18 protein-coding genes are annotated in these 19,391 nt (G+C 60.7%); 8 read left to right on the top strand and 10 right to left on the bottom strand.

What is annotated here, in order from left to right; translation table 11 throughout:
* Position 1: 1 nt before the first annotated feature.
* The 6 genes from ABX75_RS10725 to gloB form a co-directional block, all read right to left on the bottom strand.
* Entirely contained in the window at positions 2-1,021 is a 1,020-nt protein-coding gene (locus ABX75_RS10725; protein WP_012723835.1) for an ABC transporter permease, read from the bottom strand.
* Between the two features lies 1 nt (position 1,022).
* Complete coding sequence (locus ABX75_RS10730; RefSeq protein ID WP_034097024.1) at positions 1,023-2,096, bottom strand: microcin C ABC transporter permease YejB; 1,074 nt, start codon at positions 2,094-2,096, stop codon at positions 1,023-1,025.
* On the bottom strand, positions 2,097-3,932 hold the full coding sequence (locus ABX75_RS10735; protein ID WP_047881910.1) for an extracellular solute-binding protein: 1,836 nt from the start codon (positions 3,930-3,932) through the stop codon (positions 2,097-2,099).
* Positions 3,929-5,758, bottom strand: a complete 1,830-nt coding sequence (locus ABX75_RS10740) for an extracellular solute-binding protein (protein ID WP_047881911.1) — start codon at positions 5,756-5,758, stop codon at positions 3,929-3,931. The genes ABX75_RS10735 and ABX75_RS10740 overlap by 4 nt, the downstream gene beginning before the upstream one ends.
* Positions 5,759-5,968: 210 nt before the next feature.
* Positions 5,969-7,381: a lytic transglycosylase domain-containing protein gene (locus ABX75_RS10745; RefSeq protein WP_034097027.1), complete on the bottom strand. Its 1,413-nt coding sequence runs from the start codon at positions 7,379-7,381 to the stop codon at positions 5,969-5,971.
* Positions 7,382-7,479: 98 nt separating this feature from the next.
* Positions 7,480-8,247, bottom strand: coding sequence for a hydroxyacylglutathione hydrolase (gene gloB, locus ABX75_RS10750; protein ID WP_047881912.1), 768 nt, complete (start codon positions 8,245-8,247; stop codon positions 7,480-7,482).
* 65 nt (positions 8,248-8,312) lie between these two features.
* Between gloB and ABX75_RS10755 the strand changes: the two genes are divergently transcribed.
* The 5 genes from ABX75_RS10755 to ABX75_RS10775 all read left to right on the top strand — a co-directional run bounded on the left by ABX75_RS10755 (position 8,313) and on the right by ABX75_RS10775 (position 13,322).
* Positions 8,313-9,071 carry a methyltransferase domain-containing protein gene (locus ABX75_RS10755; RefSeq protein ID WP_034097029.1) on the top strand — a complete coding sequence of 253 codons (759 nt, stop codon included), beginning with the start codon at positions 8,313-8,315 and terminating at the stop codon, positions 9,069-9,071.
* A gap of 30 nt (positions 9,072-9,101) precedes the next feature.
* Positions 9,102-9,554: a ribonuclease HI gene (gene rnhA, locus ABX75_RS10760; RefSeq protein WP_034097030.1), complete on the top strand. Its 453-nt coding sequence runs from the start codon at positions 9,102-9,104 to the stop codon at positions 9,552-9,554.
* A 70-nt stretch (positions 9,555-9,624) separates the two neighbouring features.
* Positions 9,625-10,365 (top strand): DNA polymerase III subunit epsilon, encoded by a 741-nt coding sequence (gene dnaQ, locus ABX75_RS10765; RefSeq protein ID WP_167389906.1) that lies wholly within the window; start codon positions 9,625-9,627, stop codon positions 10,363-10,365.
* Positions 10,366-10,476: 111 nt separating this feature from the next.
* Entirely contained in the window at positions 10,477-12,732 is a 2,256-nt protein-coding gene (locus tag ABX75_RS10770; RefSeq protein WP_047881913.1) for an arginine/lysine/ornithine decarboxylase, read from the top strand.
* Between the two features lie 8 nt (positions 12,733-12,740).
* Positions 12,741-13,322: a GNAT family N-acetyltransferase gene (locus tag ABX75_RS10775; RefSeq protein WP_034097033.1), complete on the top strand. Its 582-nt coding sequence runs from the start codon at positions 12,741-12,743 to the stop codon at positions 13,320-13,322.
* Here ABX75_RS10775 and ABX75_RS10780 read toward each other — a convergent pair whose 3' ends face one another.
* Positions 13,323-14,213 (bottom strand): LysR substrate-binding domain-containing protein, encoded by an 891-nt coding sequence (locus tag ABX75_RS10780; protein ID WP_047881914.1) that lies wholly within the window; start codon positions 14,211-14,213, stop codon positions 13,323-13,325.
* 180 nt (positions 14,214-14,393) lie between these two features.
* Here ABX75_RS10780 and ABX75_RS10785 point away from each other — a divergent pair, with 180 nt between their 5' ends.
* A complete protein-coding gene (locus ABX75_RS10785) occupies positions 14,394-14,738 on the top strand; it encodes a hypothetical protein (protein WP_034097361.1) in 345 nt (114 codons plus the stop codon).
* Between the two features lie 60 nt (positions 14,739-14,798).
* Here ABX75_RS10785 and ABX75_RS10790 read toward each other — a convergent pair whose 3' ends face one another.
* The gene (locus tag ABX75_RS10790; protein WP_016979714.1) at positions 14,799-15,035 is read right to left on the bottom strand and encodes a hypothetical protein; all 237 of its coding nucleotides are present in this window, start codon (positions 15,033-15,035) and stop codon (positions 14,799-14,801) included.
* A 227-nt stretch (positions 15,036-15,262) separates the two neighbouring features.
* Here ABX75_RS10790 and ABX75_RS10795 point away from each other — a divergent pair, with 227 nt between their 5' ends.
* The gene (locus tag ABX75_RS10795; RefSeq protein ID WP_034097035.1) at positions 15,263-15,820 is read left to right on the top strand and encodes an NADPH-dependent FMN reductase; all 558 of its coding nucleotides are present in this window, start codon (positions 15,263-15,265) and stop codon (positions 15,818-15,820) included.
* A gap of 55 nt (positions 15,821-15,875) precedes the next feature.
* Here ABX75_RS10795 and poxB read toward each other — a convergent pair whose 3' ends face one another.
* Positions 15,876-17,600 carry a ubiquinone-dependent pyruvate dehydrogenase gene (gene poxB, locus ABX75_RS10800; protein ID WP_047881915.1) on the bottom strand — a complete coding sequence of 575 codons (1,725 nt, stop codon included), beginning with the start codon at positions 17,598-17,600 and terminating at the stop codon, positions 15,876-15,878.
* Positions 17,601-17,677: 77 nt separating this feature from the next.
* Entirely contained in the window at positions 17,678-18,910 is a 1,233-nt protein-coding gene (locus ABX75_RS10805) for an NADH:flavin oxidoreductase/NADH oxidase family protein (RefSeq protein WP_047881916.1), read from the bottom strand.
* Between the two features lie 71 nt (positions 18,911-18,981).
* On the opposite strand from ABX75_RS10805, the gene ABX75_RS10810 reads away from it, so the two are divergent.
* Entirely contained in the window at positions 18,982-19,386 is a 405-nt protein-coding gene (locus ABX75_RS10810) for a MerR family transcriptional regulator (RefSeq protein ID WP_034097038.1), read from the top strand.
* Positions 19,387-19,391 lie beyond the last annotated feature (5 nt).

The following is a 19,391-nucleotide window of genomic DNA, read 5'->3' on the forward strand; positions in this document are numbered from 1 at the left end:
CTCATTTCCTCGGGTCGAAGGCATCGCGAGCGGACTCGCCGATAAACACCAGCAAACTCAACATGATCGCCAGCACGGCAAAGGCACTCATGCCCAGCCACGGCGCTTGCAGGTTGGATTTGCCCTGGGCCACCAGTTCGCCCAGGGACGGCGAGCCGGCGGGCAGGCCAAAGCCGAGGAAGTCCAGGGCGGTAAGGGTGCCGATGGCGCCGGTGAGAATGAACGGCATAAAGGTCATGGTCGAAACCATGGCATTGGGCAGGATGTGGCGGAACATGATTGCGCCGTTCTGCATACCCAAGGCCCGCGCCGCACGCACGTATTCCAGGTTGCGCCCGCGCAGGAACTCGGCGCGCACCACATCCACCAGGCTCATCCACGAAAACAGCAGCATGATCCCCAGCAGCCACCAGAAGTTAGGCTGCACGAAACTGGCGAGAATGATCAGCAGGTACAGCACCGGCAACCCCGACCAGATCTCCAGAAAGCGTTGCCCGGCCAGATCGACCCAGCCGCCGTAGAAGCCCTGCAACGCGCCAGCGATCACGCCGATGATCGAACTGAGCACGGTCAGCGTCAGCGCGAACAGCACCGACACGCGAAAGCCGTAGATCACCCGCGCCAGCACATCGCGCCCCTGGTCGTCAGTGCCCAGCAGGTTGACGCTTGAGGGCGGAGCCGGCGCCGGCACCTTGAGGTCGTAATTGATGCTCTGGTAGCTGAACGGAATCGGCGCCCACAACGTCCAGGCGTCCTTGGCCTTGAGCAGTTCCTGGATATACGGGCTCTTGTAGTTGGCCTCCAGAGGGAACTCGCCGCCGAACGTGGTCTCCGGGTAACGCTTGAGCGCAGGGAAATACCAGCCGCCGTCGTAATGCACGGCCAAGGGCTTGTCGTTGGCGATCAGCTCGGCGCCCAGGCTGAGCACAAATAGAATCAAGAACAGCCACAGCGACCACCAGCCACGCTTGTTGGCCTTGAAGCGTTCGAACCGACGGCGATTGAGGGGGGACAGGTTCATCTCAATGCTCCCGGCTGGCAAAGTCGATACGCGGATCGACCAGGGTATAGGTGAGGTCGCCGATCAGCTTCACGATCAACCCCAGCAGGGTGAAGATAAACAGCGTGCCGAACACCACCGGATAATCGCGGTTGATGGCGGCTTCGAAGCTCATCAGGCCCAGGCCATCGAGGGAGAAAATCACTTCCACCAGCAACGAGCCGGTGAAGAAAATCCCGATAAACGCCGAGGGGAACCCAGCGATCACCAGCAGCATCGCGTTGCGGAATACGTGGCCGTAGAGCACGCGGTGATTGGTCAGCCCCTTGGCTTTGGCGGTGATCACATACTGCTTGTTGATCTCGTCGAGGAAGCTGTTTTTGGTGAGCAGGGTCATGGTGGCGAAGTTGCCGATCACCAGCGCCGTGATCGGCAACGCCAGGTGCCAGAAATAATCGAGGATCTTGCCGCCCCAGCTCAGCTCGTCGAAGTTGTTGGACGTCAGCCCGCGCAACGGGAACCAGTCGAAATAGCTGCCGCCGGCGAACACCACGATCAGCAGGATCGCAAACAGAAACGCCGGGATCGCGTAGCCGACGATGATCGCCGAGCTGGTCCACACATCGAAATGGCTGCCGTGCCGCGTGGCTTTGGCGATCCCCAGCGGGATCGACACCAGGTACATGATCAGCGTGCTCCATAAACCGAGGGAGATGGACACCGGCAGTTTTTCCTTGATCAGGTCGATGACCTTGGCGTCGCGGAAAAAGCTGTCGCCGAAATCCAGGCGCGCGTAGTTCTTGACCATGATCCACAAGCGTTCCGGCGCCGATTTGTCGAAGCCGTACATCTTCTCGATTTCCTTGACCAGCGCCGGGTCCAGGCCCTGGGCGCCGCGGTAGCTGGAGCCGGCCACGGAGACTTCGGCACCGCCGCCGGCAATTCGGCTGGTGGCGCCTTCGAAGCCTTCGAGCTTGGCGATCATCTGCTCCACCGGGCCACCGGGAGCCGCCTGGATGATGACGAAGTTGATCAGCAGAATTCCGAACAGCGTCGGGATAATCAGCAACAGGCGGCGAACAATATAGGCCAGCATTCAATCGCCTCCGCTTGCCGAGTCGGCGCTGGGGGTGGTGTTGTCGAGGGTTACCGGTTGGACCTCGGGTTTGGCCCACCAGGTGGCGGTGCCGACGTCGTAGCGCGGCGGTGTTTTTGGATGGCCGAGGTGGTCCCAGTACGCCACGCGGAAGGTTTTGATGTGCCAGTTGGGGATCACGTAGTAACCGAACTGCAGCACCCGATCCAGGGCCTTGGCATGGGCCACCAGGCTTTTGCGCGAATCGGCGTCGATCAACGCTTCCACCAGTTGGTCGATGGCCGGGTCCTTGAGGCCCATGTAGTTACGGCTGCCAGGCTTGTCCGCGCTGGATGACTTCCAGAACTCGCGTTGTTCGTTCCCCGGCGAGGTCGATTGCGGGAAGCTGCCCACCAACATGTCGAAGTCTCGCGAGCGCAGGCGGTTGATGTATTGCGACACATCGACGCGACGAATCACCAGGTCGATACCGAGGTCCGCCAGGTTGCGTTTGAATGGCAACAGCACGCGCTCGAACTCGGTCTGGGCCAGCAGGAACTCAATGGTCACCGGTTTGCCTTGGGCGTCGACCATCTTGTCGTCGACGATGCGCCAACCGGCCTCTTGCAATAGCTGATAGGCCTCGCGTTGCTGTGCGCGGATCATGCCGCTGCCGTCGGTCTTGGCCGGTTCGAAGGCTTGGGTAAAGACTTCGGGAGGGATTTTGTCCCGCAACGGCTCAAGGATGGCCAGTTCATCCGGGCCCGGCAGGCCGGTGGCGGCCATTTCCGAGTTTTCAAAATAACTACGGGTGCGGGTGTAGGCGCCGTTGAACAGCTGTTTGTTGCTCCATTCAAAATCCAGCAGCAGGCTGATGGCCTTGCGCACCCGCACATCTTGGAACATCGGTCTGCGCGTATTGAACACAAAGCCCTGCATGCCGGTTGGGTTGCCGTTGGGGATCTCTTCCTTGATCAGCCGGCCCTGGGTGACCGCCGGAATGTTGTAAGCGTTGGCCCAGTTCTTGGCACTCATCTCTTGCCAATAGTCGAACTGCCCGGCCTTCAGCGCTTCCAGTGCCACCGTGTTGTCGCGGTAATAGTCGGTGACACGGTAATCGAAGTTGTAAAAGCCCTTGGCCACCGGCAGGTCCTTGGCCCAATAGTCCTTGACCCGCTCGTAGCGAATCATGCGTCCGGCCTTGACCTCGGCGACCTTGTACGGTCCGCTGCCCAGGGGTATTTCCAGGTTGCCCCGGGAAAAGTCGCGAGTAGCCCACCAGTGCTTGGGCAATACCGGTAGTTGGCCGAGGATCAGCGGTAATTCGCGGTTATTGGTCCGTTTGAACTTGAACAGCACCCGCAGCGGGTCTTCGGCCACCACGTCGTCGACATCGGCGTAGTAGGTGCGGTAGATCGGTGCGCCGTCCTTGATCAGGGTCTGGAAGGTAAACACCACGTCTTCGGCACGGATAGGGTGGCCATCATGGAAGCGCGCTTCGGGGCGCAGGTAGAAGCGTACCCAGCTGTTGTCCGGGGCTTTTTCGATCTTGCCGGCCACCAGGCCGTACTCGGTGATCGGTTCGTCCAGGCTTTGCATGGCCAGGGTGTCGTAGATCAGGCTGATATTGTCGGCGGGCACGCCCTTGCTGATGTACGGGTTGAGACTGTCGAAGCCGCCCATGCTCGATTCGCGGAAAGTGCCGCCCTTGGGCGCATCCGGGTTCACGTAATCGAAGTGTTTGAAATCGTGGGGGTATTTCGGCGGTTCGTTATACAGCGTCAACGCATGTTGTGGCGCGGCGTGGGCCGCGGTGCACAGCAACAGGCTGACGAGTGCAGTACGCAAATACATCATTGGGCTTTCTCCGAAGCTTTCAGCCACCACGCGCTCAGACCCAGGCTATAGGGCGGCGTGGTGACAAAGGCGAACCGGTTGCGGTAGGCCAGGCGATGATAGTTGAGGTACCAGTTGGGAATGCTGTAGTGCTGCCACAGCAGCACCCGGTCCAGGGCGCGCCCCGCGGCCAGTTGTTCTTCGCGGGTCTGGGCCGCCAGCAGCTGTTCCAGCAGATGGTCGACCACCGGGTTGGCGATGCCCGCGTAGTTCTTGCTGCCCTTGATCGCGGCTTGGCTGGAGTGGAAGTACTGCCATTGCTCCAGGCCCGGGCTGAGGGTCTGGTTGAGGGTGATCAGGATCATGTCGAAGTCAAACTGATCCAGGCGTTGCTTGTATTGCGCACGGTCGACGGTACGCAGGCGCGCATCGACGCCGATGCTGATCAGGTTCTCGACGTAGGGCTGCAGAATCCGCTCCAGGTTCGGGTTGACCAGCAGGATCTCGAAGCGTAGCGGCTGCCCGTCCTTGTTCAGCAGACGCTGCCCCGACAATGTCCACCCAGCTTCACCGAGCAGGGCCAGGGCATGGCGCAAGGTCTCGCGCGGGATACCGCGTCCGTCGGTTTGGGGCAGGCTGAAGGCTTGGGTGAACAGGTTAGGCGGCAGTTGATCGCGATAGGGCGACAGCATCAGCCATTCATGCCCGACCGGCAGGCCGGTCGCGGCGAACTCGCTGTTAGGGTAGTAACTCAAGGTGCGTTTATAGGCGTTGCTGAACAGCGTGCGGTTGGTCCACTCGAAGTCGAACATCAGGCCCAGGGCTTCGCGCACTTTGATCTGGCTGAAGGTCGGGCGCCGCGTGTTCATGAACAGGCCTTGGCTCTGGGTCGGGATCTGGTGGGCAATCTGTGCCTTGATCACCTCACCACGGTTGACTGCCGGGAAGTTGTATCCATTGGCCCAGTTTTTGGCCTGGTGTTCGATATAAATGTCGAACTCGCCGGCCTTGAAGGCTTCGAAGGCCACGTCGCTGTCGCGGTAGAACTCTACGTCGACCTTGTCGTAGTTGTAGAACCCCCGGTTGACCGGCAGATCCTTGCCCCAGTAGTCCTTGACCCGTTCGAACACCAGTTGCCGGCCCGGCGTGACCTTGCTGATACGGTACGGGCCACTGCCCAGCGGCGGCTCGAAGGTGGTGGCCTTGAAATCGCGATTTTTCCAATAGTGCTGGGGCAGCACCGGTAACTCCCCCAGGCGCAGGATCAGCAACGGGTTGCCGGCGCGCTTGAACACAAAGCGGATTCGATGGGGGTTGAGCACATCCACACGCGCCACTTCCTGCAGATTGGTGCGGTATTGCGGGTGGCCTTCGGTCAGCAGGGTGCGATAGGAAAACGCCACATCGTCGGCGGTGATCGGCTTGCCGTCATGGAAGCGCGCTTGCGGACGCAGATTGAACACCACCCAACTGCGGTCATCGCTGTATTCCACCGACTGCGCAATCAGGCCGTAGCTGGATGTGGGTTCATCGCCGGACGGCGCATATTCGCCAGTGCCGACCATCAGCGGCTCGTTCAGCTCATTGATGCCGTATTGCGAGAAGTTGGGCGTGGAAACCGGGCTTGAGCCCTTGAAAGTATAGGGGTTGAGAGTATCGAAGGTGCCAAACCCCATCACCCGCAAAGTGCCGCCTTTAGGCGCCGCAGGGTTTACCCAGTCGAAGTGGGTGAATTTGGCCGGGTACTTGAGCGTGCCGAACTGCGCATAACCGTGGCTTTCGGTAATCGTCGCGTTCGCAGCGAAGCTCAAGGCCAGACTTATTAGTAGAAGGAGGGGACGCTTCAAGTCAGAGATCCGATCCAGGCGGCTTGGGCTTTATGGTCGGTACAGTAACAGCTTGTTCCGGTTGGAAAAAGGCAGTCGCAAACACTGGAGAGCAATGTGGGAGGGGGCTTGCCCCCGATGACAGTGTGCCAGTCACCAGATTCACTGGCTGACACACTAATATCGGGGGCAAGCCCCCTCCCACATGGTTTCTGCGGCGTTCTTCAGGCGTTAGCGCGGCCCAGACACCACCAGCATTTGCCCTGGCTTCAGTGCCTGGCCGGTGCGCGGGTTCCAGCGCTTGAGATGCTGCATCTCGACGTTGAAGCGCTTGGCGACGATGTACAGCGAATCACCTTTCTTGACCTTGTACTGCACCGGTTTCTTGCTGTCGGCCTTGGCCACCACCTTGCGGGTGTCCTGCATCACCAGGGTCTGGCCGACTTTTAGGGCCTGGCCGTTGAGCTGGTTCCAGCGCTGCAGGTCGTGCACATCGACTTTATTGGCTTTGGCGATCAGCGTCAGGTTATCGCCACTGCGCACTTTATAGGTGCGGGTGCGGCCGGCCACCCGCGCGGTCTCGACTTCGTCGAATACCTGTTTTTTCGGACGCATCGCCAGCAATTCTTCAGGCTTCATCGTCGACAGGGTGCTGGTGAGCAGTTGCGCCTTGGAACTGGGCACCAGCAAATGCTGCGGCCCGTCCAGGGTGGTTCGTTGTTTCAACGCCGGGTTGAGCTGGAACAGCTCGTCTTCGTCGATTTCAGCCAGCGCGGCGACCCGGGACAGGTCCATGCTTTGCTTGACTTCCACCACTTCGAAGTACGGCGTGTTGGCAATCGGGTTCAGGTTGACGCCGTAGGCTTCGGGCGCCAGCACCACTTGGGACAGCGCCAGGAACTTGGGCACGTAGTCCTTGGTTTCCTGGGGCAGCGGCAGGTTCCAGTAATCGGTTGGCAGGCCGAGCTTTTCGTTGCGTTCGATGGCGCGGCTGACGGTGCCTTCGCCGGCGTTATACGCGGCAAGGGCCAGCAGCCAATCGCCGTTGAACATGTCGTGCAGACGGGTCAGGTAGTCCAAGGCGGCGGTGGTGGAGGCGGTGATGTCGCGACGGCCGTCGTAGGCGCGGGTTTGGCGCAGGTTGAAGTAGCGCCCGGTGGAGGGGATGAACTGCCACAGGCCGACCGCGTCACTGCGCGAATAGGCCATTGGGTTGTAGGCACTTTCGATCACTGGCAGCAGTGCCAGCTCCAGGGGCATGTTGCGTTCTTCAAGACGTTCGACAATGTAATGAATGTAGAGGCTGCCGCGCTCACCGGCGTTTTCGAGAAAGGAAGGGTTGCTCGCGAACCACAGACGCTGTTGCTCGATGCGCGGGTTGACGCCTACACCCTCCTGCAATTGGAAGCCTCGGCGCATGCGCTCCCAGACGTCCTGGGGTACTTCAGGGCTGGGCTTCTCGGAGAGCCAGATAGGTTTCTGTTTGATTTTGGCGGCAAGATTGGGTTTGGGTTGCACGGTGGATTGTGCGGCGAAATTCGTCGATTGGCAGCCCGCCAGTGTGGCGGACACGGCCACCGCCACAGCTTGAGCCAGGCGGGTCAATGCGTCTGAATGGTTGGATTTACGAATAGATGACGACATTGGCTGGAAGTAAGTTCCGGGCAAAAATGTCGGGCGATTCTAGAAAGCACTTAGGTTCCGGTCAACCATTCAGAAATTGCGTATCAGATTGCATCGACTTAGAACTTATCTTTCCATGCCCTCAAGCTGGCAAACACCTCGGCCCCAGAGCGGTTGTCGCGTCCGTTCCGTTCGTCCGCTTTTTGTTTAACGGATGTTTCAGCGGTGCGCAAAAAGGGGTTTGTACGCTTTTCCAGGGCCAGATTGGACGGCAGCGTCATTTCATTGCGAGACCGTAGCTGGCGCACATGCTCCACTCGTTCGGCAATGTCGGTGTTGTCCGGCTCCACCGCCGCGGCAAACTTGAGGTTGCTCTGGGTGTACTCATGAGTGCAATACACCTGCGTGTCGTCGGGCAAGGCGGCCAGGCGTTGTAGCGAGGCGTGCATTTGCTCGGGGGTGCCTTCGAACAGACGCCCGCAACCGGCGGCAAACAGGGTATCGCCACAGAACAGCACGCCCTCATGGTAGTAGGCGATATGGCCGAGGGTATGGCCGGGTACGGTATATACGTCGAAATCCCAGCCCAGCACGCTGACGCGGTCGTTGTCGCGCAAAGCCACATCCCGCGCCGGGATGTTTTCATCTGCCGGGCCGTAGACGGTGGCCTCTGTTGCACTTTTCAAACGCTCGACACCGCCGACATGGTCGTGGTGGTGGTGAGTGATGAGGATATCGGTGAGGGACCAACCTGGATGCTGCTGCAACCAAGCCAGTACCGGCGCGGCATCGCCGGGGTCGACCACCGCGCAGCGCTGGGTGCCGGGGTCTTGTAACAACCAGATGTAGTTATCGGTGAAGGCGGGCAGGGCACTGATCTGTATCATTCTTCGATTCGCCAAGCTGAACACATTGGTGCATCTTAGAACGTCTAGGCAAGTTGGAGAATGCAATGACTGATAAAGCGTTCGCCCAGGCCGATCCTGAGTGGCTGGCTCTGATCAGCGCGGCCCGTGAATGGTTGTCCGGACCGGTCGGGCAATTTTTGCTGGATGAAGAGCGGCGCATGCTCGAAGACGAGTTGGGCCGGTTTTTCGGTGGTTATCTGGTGCATTACGGCCCCTCGGCCCAAACACCGCCCGCCGCGCCGCAGGTGCAGCGCAATGTGCGTCTTGGCGCGCCATTGCCGGGCGTGGAAATTGTCTGCGAGGAACAAGCCTGGCCGTTGAGCGAGCACGCCGCCGATGTGGTGGTGTTGCAGCATGGCCTGGATTTCTGCCTGTCACCCCATGGCTTGCTGCGCGAAGCGGCGAGCAGCGTCCGCCCTGGCGGGCATCTGCTGATTGTCGGCATCAACCCCTGGAGCAGTTGGGGCCTGCGCCATGTGTTCGCTCACGATGCCCTGCGCCAGGCGCGCTGCATCTCCCCCTCGCGGGTGGGGGACTGGCTCAACCTGCTGGGCTTCGCGCTGGAGAAACGCCGCTTCGGGTGCTATCGTCCGCCGCTTGCCTCGGCCAAGTGGCAGGCTCGCCTGGCGGGCTGGGAGCGCAGGGCGGGTGCCTGGCAGTTGTCGGGCGGCGGCTTCTATTTATTGGTGGCGCGCAAGATCGCGGTCGGGTTGCGACCGGTACGCCAGGCGCGACGCGAACCCCTAGGCAAGCTGGTGCCAATGCCGATGGCCAAGGTCAACCGCAAGCAAAGCCAATCGTAAAATTTCTTTTGATTTCAGACCGAGCAACCGATGACCGATAGCGTAGAACTCTTCACCGATGGCGCCTGCAAAGGCAATCCCGGCCCAGGCGGCTGGGGCGCCTTACTGGTTTGCAAGGGTGTCGAGAAGGAATTGTGGGGCGGCGAAGCCAACACCACCAACAACCGCATGGAACTGATGGGCGCCATTCGTGGCCTCGAAGAACTCAAGCGTCGCTGCAACGTGTTGCTGGTGACCGACTCGCAGTACGTGATGAAGGGCATCAACGAGTGGATGGTCAACTGGAAGAAGCGCGGTTGGAAAACCGCCGCTAAGGAGCCAGTAAAAAATGCTGACTTGTGGCAATTGCTCGATGAGCAATGCAATCGCCATGACATCACCTGGAAATGGGTGCGCGGGCACATCGGCCATCCTGGTAACGAACGCGCCGACCAACTGGCCAACCGGGGTGTCGATGAAGTGCGTGGCTACAAGCAGGGCTGATGCCGGTCGACATGTTAATATCGCGCGCTTTGAACCACCCCACACCGTTGAGAGCTGAACCCTGATGGCCATTCGATCTGTTGTACTCGATACCGAAACCACCGGCATGCCGGTGACCGACGGCCACCGGATCATTGAAATCGGCTGCGTCGAACTGATGGGGCGCCGCCTTACCGGTCGTCATTTTCACGTCTACCTGCAACCGGATCGCGACAGCGACGAAGGCGCGATTGCCGTTCACGGCATCACCGACGAATTCCTCAAAGGCAAACCGCGTTTTGCCGAAGTGGCCGATGAATTTTTCGAATTCATCAACGGCGCCCAGTTGATCATCCATAACGCGGCGTTCGACGTAGGCTTCATCAATAACGAGTTCGCCCTGATGGGGCAGACCGACCGCGCTGACATCTCCCAGCACTGTTCGATCCTCGACACCCTGATGATGGCCCGTGAACGGCATCCGGGGCAGCGCAACAGCCTGGATGCCCTGTGCAAACGCTATGGCGTCGACAACTCCGGCCGTGAACTCCACGGCGCCTTGCTCGACTCGGAAATCCTCGCCGACGTTTACCTGACCATGACCGGCGGGCAGACCAGCCTGTCCCTGGCCGGTAACGCGTCCGATGGCGCCGGCTCGGCCGAAGGTTCAGGCAATCGCCCTTCGGAGATTCGCCGCCTGCCAGCCGACCGCAAGCCCACTACCATCATTCGCGCCAGCGAGCAGGACCTGGCAGAGCACGCGGCACGCCTGGAAGCCATTGCCAAGTCGGCCGGGGCGCCGGCGTTGTGGACCCAACTGACCCAACAGTAATGCGCAAGGGGGCCTCGCTCCCTTCCATCGCTGGCCGTCAAAATCTTCATTCGCCACATCCGCTCCCAGCTTCTACCCTTGAGTGCATAGCCCTCAGGACTACAAGCTCTCATGTACAAAGACCTGAAATTCCCCGTCCTTATCGTGCATCGCGACATCAAGGCCGACACCGTTGCCGGTGACCGGGTAAGGGGGATTGCCCAGGAGTTGGAACAAGAGGGCTTCAGTATCTTCTCCGCCGTGGACTACGCCGAAGGTCGGCTGGTGGCGTCTACCCATCACGGGCTGGCGTGCATGCTGATCGCCGCCGAAGGTGCCGGTGAAAACACCCATCTGCTGCAAAACATGGTGGAGCTGATCCGTCTGGCCAGGTTGCGTGCGCCGAACTTGCCGATCTTCGCCTTGGGTGAGCAGGTCACTCTGGAGAACGCCCCGGCCGATGCCATGAGCGAACTCAACCAATTGCGTGGCATTCTCTATCTGTTCGAAGACACCGTGCCGTTCCTGGCCCGGCAAGTGGCCCGTGCGGCGCGCACCTACCTGGATGGCTTGTTGCCGCCGTTTTTCAAGGCGCTGGTGCAGCACACCGCCGACTCCAATTATTCCTGGCACACCCCCGGCCATGGCGGCGGCGTGGCCTATCGCAAAAGCCCGGTGGGGCAGGCGTTCCATCAATTTTTCGGGGAAAACACCCTGCGCTCGGACTTGTCGGTCTCGGTGCCCGAACTCGGGTCGTTGCTGGACCACACCGGCCCTCTGGCCGAAGCCGAGGCCCGTGCTGCGCGCAATTTCGGCGCCGACCATACCTTTTTCGTGATCAACGGCACCTCCACCGCCAACAAGATCGTCTGGCATTCCATGGTCGGTCGCGATGATCTGGTGCTGGTGGATCGCAATTGCCATAAATCGGTACTGCATTCGATCATCATGACCGGCGCCATTCCCCTGTACCTGTGCCCGGAGCGCAATGAGCTGGGGATCATCGGCCCCATCCCGCTCAGCGAGTTCAGCCCCGAGTCGATCCGCGCCAAGATCGATGCCAGCCCGTTGACCCGAGGTCGGCCACCCAAGGTGAAGTTGGCGGTGGTGACCAATTCCACTTACGACGGCCTGTGTTACAACGCCGAACTGATCAAGCAGCAACTGGGCAGCAGCGTCGAGGTGCTGCATTTCGATGAAGCCTGGTACGCCTATGCGGCGTTTCACGAGTTCTTCGCCGGACGTTACGGCATGGGCACCTCGCGCACCGTAGACAGCCCGCTGGTGTTCACCACCCATTCCACCCACAAGTTGCTGGCGGCCTTCAGCCAGGCGTCGATGATCCATGTACAGGACGGCGGTGCGCGCCAGCTGGACCGCGATCGATTCAACGAAGCGTTCATGATGCATATCTCCACCTCGCCGCAATACAGCATCATCGCCTCGCTGGATGTCGCCTCGGCCATGATGGAAGGCCCGGCCGGCCGCTCGCTGTTGCAGGAAATGTTCGATGAGGCCCTGAGTTTCCGCCGGGCCCTGGCCAATCTGCGTCAGCATCTGCCGGCCGAGGATTGGTGGTTTTCCATCTGGCAACCGCCCTCGGTGGCCGGCATCGACCGTGTTGCCACGGCGGATTGGCTGTTGCATCCAGAAGATGACTGGCATGGCTTCGGCGACGTGGCCGAAGACTACGTATTGCTCGATCCGATCAAAGTCACCCTGGTTATGCCCGGTCTCACGGCCGGCGGTGCGTTGAGCGATTGCGGGATTCCCGCCGCAGTGGTCAGCAAGTTCCTCTGGGAGCGTGGGCTGGTAGTGGAAAAGACTGGGCTGTATTCCTTCCTCGTGCTGTTTTCCATGGGCATCACCAAAGGCAAATGGAGTACCTTGCTCACCGAGTTGCTGGAGTTCAAACGCAACTACGACGCCAATGTCAGCCTGGCCAGTTGCCTGCCTTCGGTATTTGCCCAGGGGCCGGTGCGTTATCAGGGGCTGGGGTTGCGCGACCTCTGCAACCAATTGCACAGTTGCTACCGCAGCAACGCCACGGCCAAGCATCTCAAGCGCATGTACACGGTGTTGCCGGAGATCGCCATGAAACCAGCCGACGCCTACGACCAGTTGGTCCGGGGCGAAGTCGAGGCCGTTTCCATCGATGCCTTGCCAGGGCGCGTCGCAGCGGTGATGCTGGTGCCGTACCCGCCGGGCATCCCATTGATCATGCCGGGCGAACGCTTTACCGAGTCCACCCGGTCGATCATCGACTACCTGGCATTTGCCCGCACGTTCGATAGCAGTTTCCCTGGGTTTGTCGCGGATGTTCACGGGTTACAACACGAAGACGGCGGCAGTGGTCGTTGTTACACCGTCGATTGCATCAAAGGTTAAGGATGTCTATGCAAGCTGTAACGAACCCGAAGTATCCAGGGCTCAGTGTGCGGGTCGCCGATGCAGGCTTTGACGCTTATGTCTGGGGCAATGATTTCAGCTTCGAAGTCAGTGGCTATGGCGTGCCGCAGATGGGTAAGCGGGTCGATCAATGGCCGGTGGAGCGCATCCTGCCGTACCGCAAGTGCTATGGCATCGACCCGGAGGAGTTCGCCAGTTTCCGCGACGCCCCCGACAGCGCCATCTTTATGGCCTACCTGGATGACGAGCCGGTGGGGCACATCGTCGTCAGCACCAATTGGAACGGCTTTGCCCATGTCGACGAGCTGGCGGTGGCGCTGCAAGCACGCCGGCACGGGGTGGCCAAGGCGCTCCTGGATGTGGCGCAGTTCTGGAGCCGCAAGAAAAGCCTGCCGGGCATGGTGCTGGAAACCCAGAACAACAACCTCGGCGCGTGCCGCCTGTATGAGCGCTGCGGCTATGTGATGGGCGGGATCGACCACCTGCGCTATCGCGGCATCGACCCGCAGACCCGCGAAGTGGCGATTTTCTGGTATCGGCTGTTCAAAAGCGAAGTCGACAAGGCTTAGTCAGCCCAGCAGGGCTTGGGCCTTGTGCGTGACGATCTCCAGCAACGCATTCAAGGCCGGGGAGGGCGTGGCGTCCTTGAGTGTCAACGCATACAGACTGACCATGATCGGCGGCGACACCGGGCACGCGTCCAACCCGGCCTCCCGGGCGCCGTATGCGGTGAAGGGGTCGACGATCGCCAAGCCTTCACCCGCCTCTACCATGCTGCGCATCATCTGATAGGTCTGGACCCGCGTCTGCACCACGGGCAACGGGCGCAGGGCTTGCAGCTTGGCGTCCAGCAGACGACTGAGCGGGTCTTGCCCTTCAAGGCCAATCATTGACTGGCCGGCCAGTTCCTGCAGTGCGATGTATTTCTGCTTGGGCTTGAGCCAGCCATGGGGCGCGAGCAGTTGCAGCTTGCCTTGGGCCAGCACGCTGCATTGGATCTGCGGGTGCTCGGGGTCGTGCAGGCTCAGGCCGACTTCGGCCTCGCGCAGCAACAGGCTTTTGACGATCTCCCGCGTCGGCTGGCTGGACAGATTGCACGGCGTGTCCTGAAAACGCCGGCGCAATGCGGCAATGCTTTGCGGCAGTAGTTGATTGGCCAGGGGCGGAGTGCACAGGGCGCGCAGGGTGGGTGCGTGATGGAGTTTGAGGCGGCTGGCCAGGCGTTGCACCGGCTCCAGGGCTTCGTAGAGCAAGGCGATGTCGGCTTGCAACTCCAGGGTTTCGCGCGTGGCCTGTAGGCGCCCGCGCACGCTGGCAAACAACATGAAGCCCAGTTGATGCTCGGCATCCTTGAGCGTTGCGTCCACATCGCCCACGGGGAGTTGCAACCACTCGGCGGCCGTGCCGAGGTGTCCGGTCTGCAAAATGGCCTGAATCACTTCGATATGACGTAAACGCATCGCCGGAGTCTATGTGCAGCGCCGTGGGGTTTCAATGGCGCGGGCCTCGATGCGCAAAAAAGACTGCGCGGGTCGCTCACACCTATGGCTTTCGGCCATGACCCCACTAGAATGGCGCGTCCGAAAATCGATGACCAAAGCCGCCAACGGCACTTACAACAAAAACAGGTCGGGTCTCACATGCCAATCCCCTCGCGCTTTTTTGGGGTAACGGCCAAGCAACTCCTGGTGCTTCTGACCGTGGGGTGCACGGCTGCTTATCTCTTGAGTAATCACGACGAACCCTTGCCGGAGAGTCTGGCGCTGGAAACCTTTATCCGTTCCCAGGAGCAGGTGAGCGAGCAGGTGGGGGCGGTGCTGGGCATTGCCCTGGTGCGTCAGGTGCAGGCGTATCCGGCTTATGGCGCGCCGGGTTACACGCGTTCACTGTATGCGGTCGAAGGGGAGCGAGGGCAATTGATGGTCACGCTCAAACAGGTCGAGGGTGAAGCTGATGCCGAAGTGACGGAGATCCGCCGACCGTGATCGCCCAGCCCAGTCAATGCCATCAATGGCCAGGACTGAGCAGGCAGAAACGGCGCGATCTTAAGAAGCGAGGGTGGTTTGCGACTCGCGGACCAGAATCGTCCCCGATTGAATCAGTTTGAATTCGTCGCCTTCCAGTTTTTCTACACGATCGCCAATGGCCAGCTTGTAGGTGGTGGTAGGCGCCGAGCCAGCCAGGTCGCCTTGGGCCGGGTTGGATTCCTGGAACTCATGCACCGAATACACGCGTCCTTCTGCATCTCTGGCATGGAACTGTCCGACAAGTACTGCTGCCATCTGTTTAGAACCTCTGGAGATAAACACTCGATTTACGGTTGTGTAGACCGTCAGGGAGCGGGGTAGTTTACCTATAAGAAAAAAATACTATTCGTAGGCTTTCTCAGAAGCTTCCTACGCTGTGTGGCGCCATACAAACCTCTAGAAACACTGCAAAACCTGCTGGTTAACGCGCGGCGAAGACTCTATAACTACAAGCTCCTTTAGTCAGACGTCGGGAAACCTCAATGAGCAAGGTCTACACGATTGCCGTCCTGGTTGGCAGCTTGAGAAAAGACTCCATCAACCGCAAAGTCGCGTTGGCGTTGGCCGAACTGGCCCCTGCCAATCTGAAGTTGAACATCGTGGAAATCGGCGATCTGCCGCTCTACAACGAGGACATCGATGGTGCTTCACCGCCGGCAGCCTACAGCACTTTCCGTCAGCAGGTGAGTTCATCCGACGCGGTGCTGTTCGTGACCCCCGAATACAACCGCTCAGTGCCGGCGCCGTTGAAGAACGCGATTGACGTGGGTTCGCGCCCTTACGGTAAAAGCGCCTGGAGCGGCAAGCCAGGGGCGATTATCAGTGTGTCGCCGGGGGCGATTGGCGGGTTTGGCGCCAACCACCATTTGCGCCAGTCGTTGGTGTTCCTGGATGTGTGGTGCATGCAGCAGCCGGAAGCCTACCTGGGCGGCGCGGGCAGCGTGTTTGACGACAGCGGCAAGGTGTCGGAAAAGACCAAGCCATTCTTGCAGGCGTTTATCGATGCCTACGGCCAGTGGGTAGAAAAACAGCGGGGCTGAATTACGCGCCTGAGGGGTGTGCGGGATTGCTCCCACACGCCCCTACAGATACGGCTTATCGTAGCCAGTTGGTGCGCGCCAACTCGATCACCTCATCGCCACGCCCGCTCATCACCGCCTTGAGCATGTACAGGCTGAACCCTTTGGCCTGTTCCAGCTTGATGCTGGGCGGCATCACCAGTTCCTGGGTCGCGGTGACCACATCCACCAGCACCGGGCCATCATGGGCCAGGGCACGGCGCAACGCCGGCTCCAGGTCTTCGGATTGCTCCACGCGAATACCGAGAATGCCCATGGCATTGGACATGGCGGCAAAGTCCGGGTTTTTGAGATCGGTGCCGGCCTCCAGGTAACCGGCGGCCTTCATCTCCATGGCGACAAACCCCAGCGACGCGTTATCGAACACGATGACTTTGACCGGCAGCTTCAATTGCGCCAGTGAAATGAAATCCCCCATCAACATGGCAAAGCCACCGTCGCCGGACATTGAGATCACTTGGCGTGCAGGGAACGCTGCCTGTGCGCCGATGGCCTGGGGCATGGCATTGGCCATTGAGCCGTGGTTGAACGAGCCGATCAGGCGGCGCTTGCCGTTCATCTTCAGGTAACGCGCGGCCCACACGGTGGGCGAACCGACGTCAGCGGTGAAGATGGCATCGTCGTCCGCCAGTTCGCTGAGCAGGCGTGCGACGTATTGCGGGTGAATCGGCCGATTGGCTTTGGACGGCTGCGCCAGATCGTCCAGACCCTGGCGGGCTTTTGCATAGTGCTTCAACGACGTGTCGAGAAAGCTGCGGTCGGTTTTGCGGGTCAGGTGCGGCAGCAGGGCGTCCAGGGTCTCGCTGACGTCGGCGGCGATGCCCAAGTCCAGGGTGGCGCGTCGGCCGAGGGCCTGGGGGTCGCGGTCGATCTGGATGATCGTAGCGTCAGTGGGGTAGAACTGGCGATAGGGGAAGTCGGTGCCGAGCATGATCAGCGTGTCGCAGTCGAGCATGGCGTGGTAGCCGGAGCTGAAGCCGATCAGGCCGGTCATGCCCACGTCGAACGGGTTGTCCCACTCCACATGCTCCTTGCCCCGCAACGCATGCACCACCGGCGCACCGAGGGTGTCGGCCAGGGCGACGACTTGGTCGTGGGCGCCGGCGCAGCCACTGCCGCACAGCAGGGTGACTTTCTGGCTGCTTTGCAGGATCTCGACCAGGCGTTGCAGGTCCTGCTCCGCCGGCAAGGTGCGCGGCGCGTGCAGGGCGGGCCAGGGTTTGAGCTTGTCCTCGACTTCCAGCAGCGACACATCCCCCGGAATCACCACCACCGCCACGCCGCGATTGAGAATCGCCGAACGCATGGCGCGGTGCAGCACTTGGGGCATCTGCTCAGGGTTGCTGACCAGCTCGATAAAGTGGCTGCATTCCTTGAACAGCTCTTGGGGATGGGTTTCCTGGAAGTAATTCAGGCCGATCTCGGACGATGGGATCTGCGCGGCAATCGCCAGCACCGGTACGTGGTTGCGATGGCAGTCGAACAGACCGTTAATCAAATGCAGGTTGCCCGGCCCGCAACTGCCGGCGCATACGGTCAGCTCCCCGGTGGCGGCCGCTTCGGCGCCCGCAGCGAACGCGGCCACTTCTTCGTGACGTACGTGCATCCACTCAATGCTGTCCATGCTGCGCAAGGCGTCGGTCAGCCCATTGAGGCTGTCACCGGTCAAACCCCAGATGCGCTTGATGCCCGCCTTTTCCAGGGTGGTCGCCAATTGCTGGGCCAGGTTGATTTTCGCCATGAAGAACTCCAATCGTCAGTGAGGTTAAAAGCTGCTGATCAATAGGGGACAGTTCGATCACGGCGAATGCTCCGCCTTTAATGTGAAGATTGCGTCATGCTTGCGCGGTACTGCCGAGTGCGCCGAGCGATAAACCACTGATCACGCACCAGCGCCAGGCACGGTGCAACCTTGGGCTTGGGCTGGTGGCCGCGGCTCAGGCGGCGCATCTGGTCGCGTACCACGGCCAGGGTGGCGAGGGCGGCAAGCGGCTTGCGCTGCCACTGGATCGGTTTGAGTTGCGGGTTGGGGTCGCGGCCTTCGCGCCAGTGCTTGAGCAGCTGCGGCTCCAGGGTCAGCGCGGTGGCGATGCCCGCCATGGCGATGCCGCTGTCGAGCACTTGCTGCACGATGGGCAGGCGACGAATGCCGCCGGTCACCATCAACGGCATGGTGGCGATGCTTGCCAGTTCCTTGGCAAATTCCAGGAAGTACGCTTCGCGCGCCAGGGTACGCCCATCCCGCGCTTCGCCCTGCATGGCCGGCGCTTCATAGCTGCCGCCGGACAATTCGAGCAAGTCGATGGGCAGCGGGTTGAGCATCTCCACCACGGCGCGCGCATCCGCCGCATCGAAGCCGCCGCGCTGGAAGTCCGCCGAGTTGAGCTTGACTGCCACGCAGAACGACGGGCTGACACTGGCGCGCACGGCGTGGATCACTTCCAGCAGCAGGCGTGCGCGGTTTTCCAGGGAGCCACCCCAGCGGTCGGTGCGGTGGTTGCTCAGAGGCGAGAGAAATTGGCTGATCAGGTAACCGTGTGCGCCGTGGATCTGCACGCCGCTGAACCCGGCTTTCTCAGCCAGGCGCGCGCTGGTGGCGAAGCGCTGGATCACGTCCTGGATATCCTCCTCGGTCATGGCCCGAGGGGTGGCGAACATCTTCGAGAAACTGCCCAAGTCCATCGCGATGGCCGACGGCGCCAGGGCTTGCTGGCCGAGGTTGGCCATGGTCTGGCGGCCCGGGTGGCTGAGTTGAACCCAGAAATGCACGCCCTTGGCCCGTGCCACATCGGCCCACTCGCGGAAGCTGTCCAGGTGTTCTTCGTTTTCCAGCGCGACGCCGCCAGGGCCGGTCATGGCGCGGCGATCAATCATCACGTTGCCGGTCAGCAACAGGCCCGGCTCGCCGTCCGCCCAGGCTTTGTACAGTTGCTTGAGCGCACGGGAGGGTGCTTGGTTGAGATCGGCCATGTTTTCTTCCATCGCGGCTTTGGCGATGCGGTTGGCGATGATTTGGCCGTTGGGCAGGTGCAAGGGTTCAAACGGTGACATGGGTTGACTCCTGAGCGGGGGAGGCCTCAGGCTAAGCTTAAAGTTAACTTTAATGTCAAGCAGGCATCGCAATGAATATCGGAGAACTGGCAAAACAGAGTGGATTAGCCGCGTCGCGCATTCGTTTTTACGAAGCCGAAGGGCTGATCAGCCAGGTCGGGCGTCAGGCCAACGGCTATCGGCGCTATGCACCGGAAGCCTTACAGACCTTGCAGTTGATTCAGAGCGCGCAACAGGCCGGGTTTACCTTGCAGGAGCTCAAGGCACTGATGCCGGCGCCGGGGGAACACAAGCGCGAAGAGTTGATCGAGGCGCTGGAACGCAAGGTGCAACAGATCGAAGAGATGCAGGCCCATTTGGCCCACAGCAAGACGCAGTTGTTGGGGGTGATCGAAGCGGTACGGGCGCAGCCGGAAGGCGTGCCGTGTTCGATGGGGCAGAAGCAGGTGCTGGCGTCGATCAACCTCAACCGATAAAAAAG

This window comes from Pseudomonas sp. ARP3, assembly GCF_001029595.1.
In the GTDB taxonomy this organism is placed as follows: domain Bacteria; phylum Pseudomonadota; class Gammaproteobacteria; order Pseudomonadales; family Pseudomonadaceae; genus Aquipseudomonas; species Aquipseudomonas rhodesiae.

Coding starts and splice junctions, on each gene's coding strand:
- ABX75_RS10755 (WP_034097029.1), top strand. CDS start 8,313: ATGACTGATAAAGCGTTCGCCCAGGCCGATCCTGAGTGGCTGGCTCTG.
- ABX75_RS10775 (WP_034097033.1), top strand. CDS start 12,741: ATGCAAGCTGTAACGAACCCGAAGTATCCAGGGCTCAGTGTGCGGGTC.
- rnhA (WP_034097030.1), top strand. CDS start 9,102: ATGACCGATAGCGTAGAACTCTTCACCGATGGCGCCTGCAAAGGCAAT.
- ABX75_RS10785 (WP_034097361.1), top strand. CDS start 14,394: ATGCCAATCCCCTCGCGCTTTTTTGGGGTAACGGCCAAGCAACTCCTG.
- ABX75_RS10805 (WP_047881916.1), bottom strand. CDS start 18,910: ATGTCACCGTTTGAACCCTTGCACCTGCCCAACGGCCAAATCATCGCC.
- ABX75_RS10735 (WP_047881910.1), bottom strand. CDS start 3,932: ATGATGTATTTGCGTACTGCACTCGTCAGCCTGTTGCTGTGCACCGCG.
- ABX75_RS10810 (WP_034097038.1), top strand. CDS start 18,982: ATGAATATCGGAGAACTGGCAAAACAGAGTGGATTAGCCGCGTCGCGC.
- ABX75_RS10725 (WP_012723835.1), bottom strand. CDS start 1,021: ATGAACCTGTCCCCCCTCAATCGCCGTCGGTTCGAACGCTTCAAGGCC.
- ABX75_RS10780 (WP_047881914.1), bottom strand. CDS start 14,213: ATGCGTTTACGTCATATCGAAGTGATTCAGGCCATTTTGCAGACCGGA.
- ABX75_RS10795 (WP_034097035.1), top strand. CDS start 15,263: ATGAGCAAGGTCTACACGATTGCCGTCCTGGTTGGCAGCTTGAGAAAA.
- gloB (WP_047881912.1), bottom strand. CDS start 8,247: ATGATACAGATCAGTGCCCTGCCCGCCTTCACCGATAACTACATCTGG.
- poxB (WP_047881915.1), bottom strand. CDS start 17,600: ATGGCGAAAATCAACCTGGCCCAGCAATTGGCGACCACCCTGGAAAAG.
- ABX75_RS10730 (WP_034097024.1), bottom strand. CDS start 2,096: ATGCTGGCCTATATTGTTCGCCGCCTGTTGCTGATTATCCCGACGCTG.
- ABX75_RS10745 (WP_034097027.1), bottom strand. CDS start 7,381: ATGTCGTCATCTATTCGTAAATCCAACCATTCAGACGCATTGACCCGC.
- ABX75_RS10770 (WP_047881913.1), top strand. CDS start 10,477: ATGTACAAAGACCTGAAATTCCCCGTCCTTATCGTGCATCGCGACATC.
- ABX75_RS10790 (WP_016979714.1), bottom strand. CDS start 15,035: ATGGCAGCAGTACTTGTCGGACAGTTCCATGCCAGAGATGCAGAAGGA.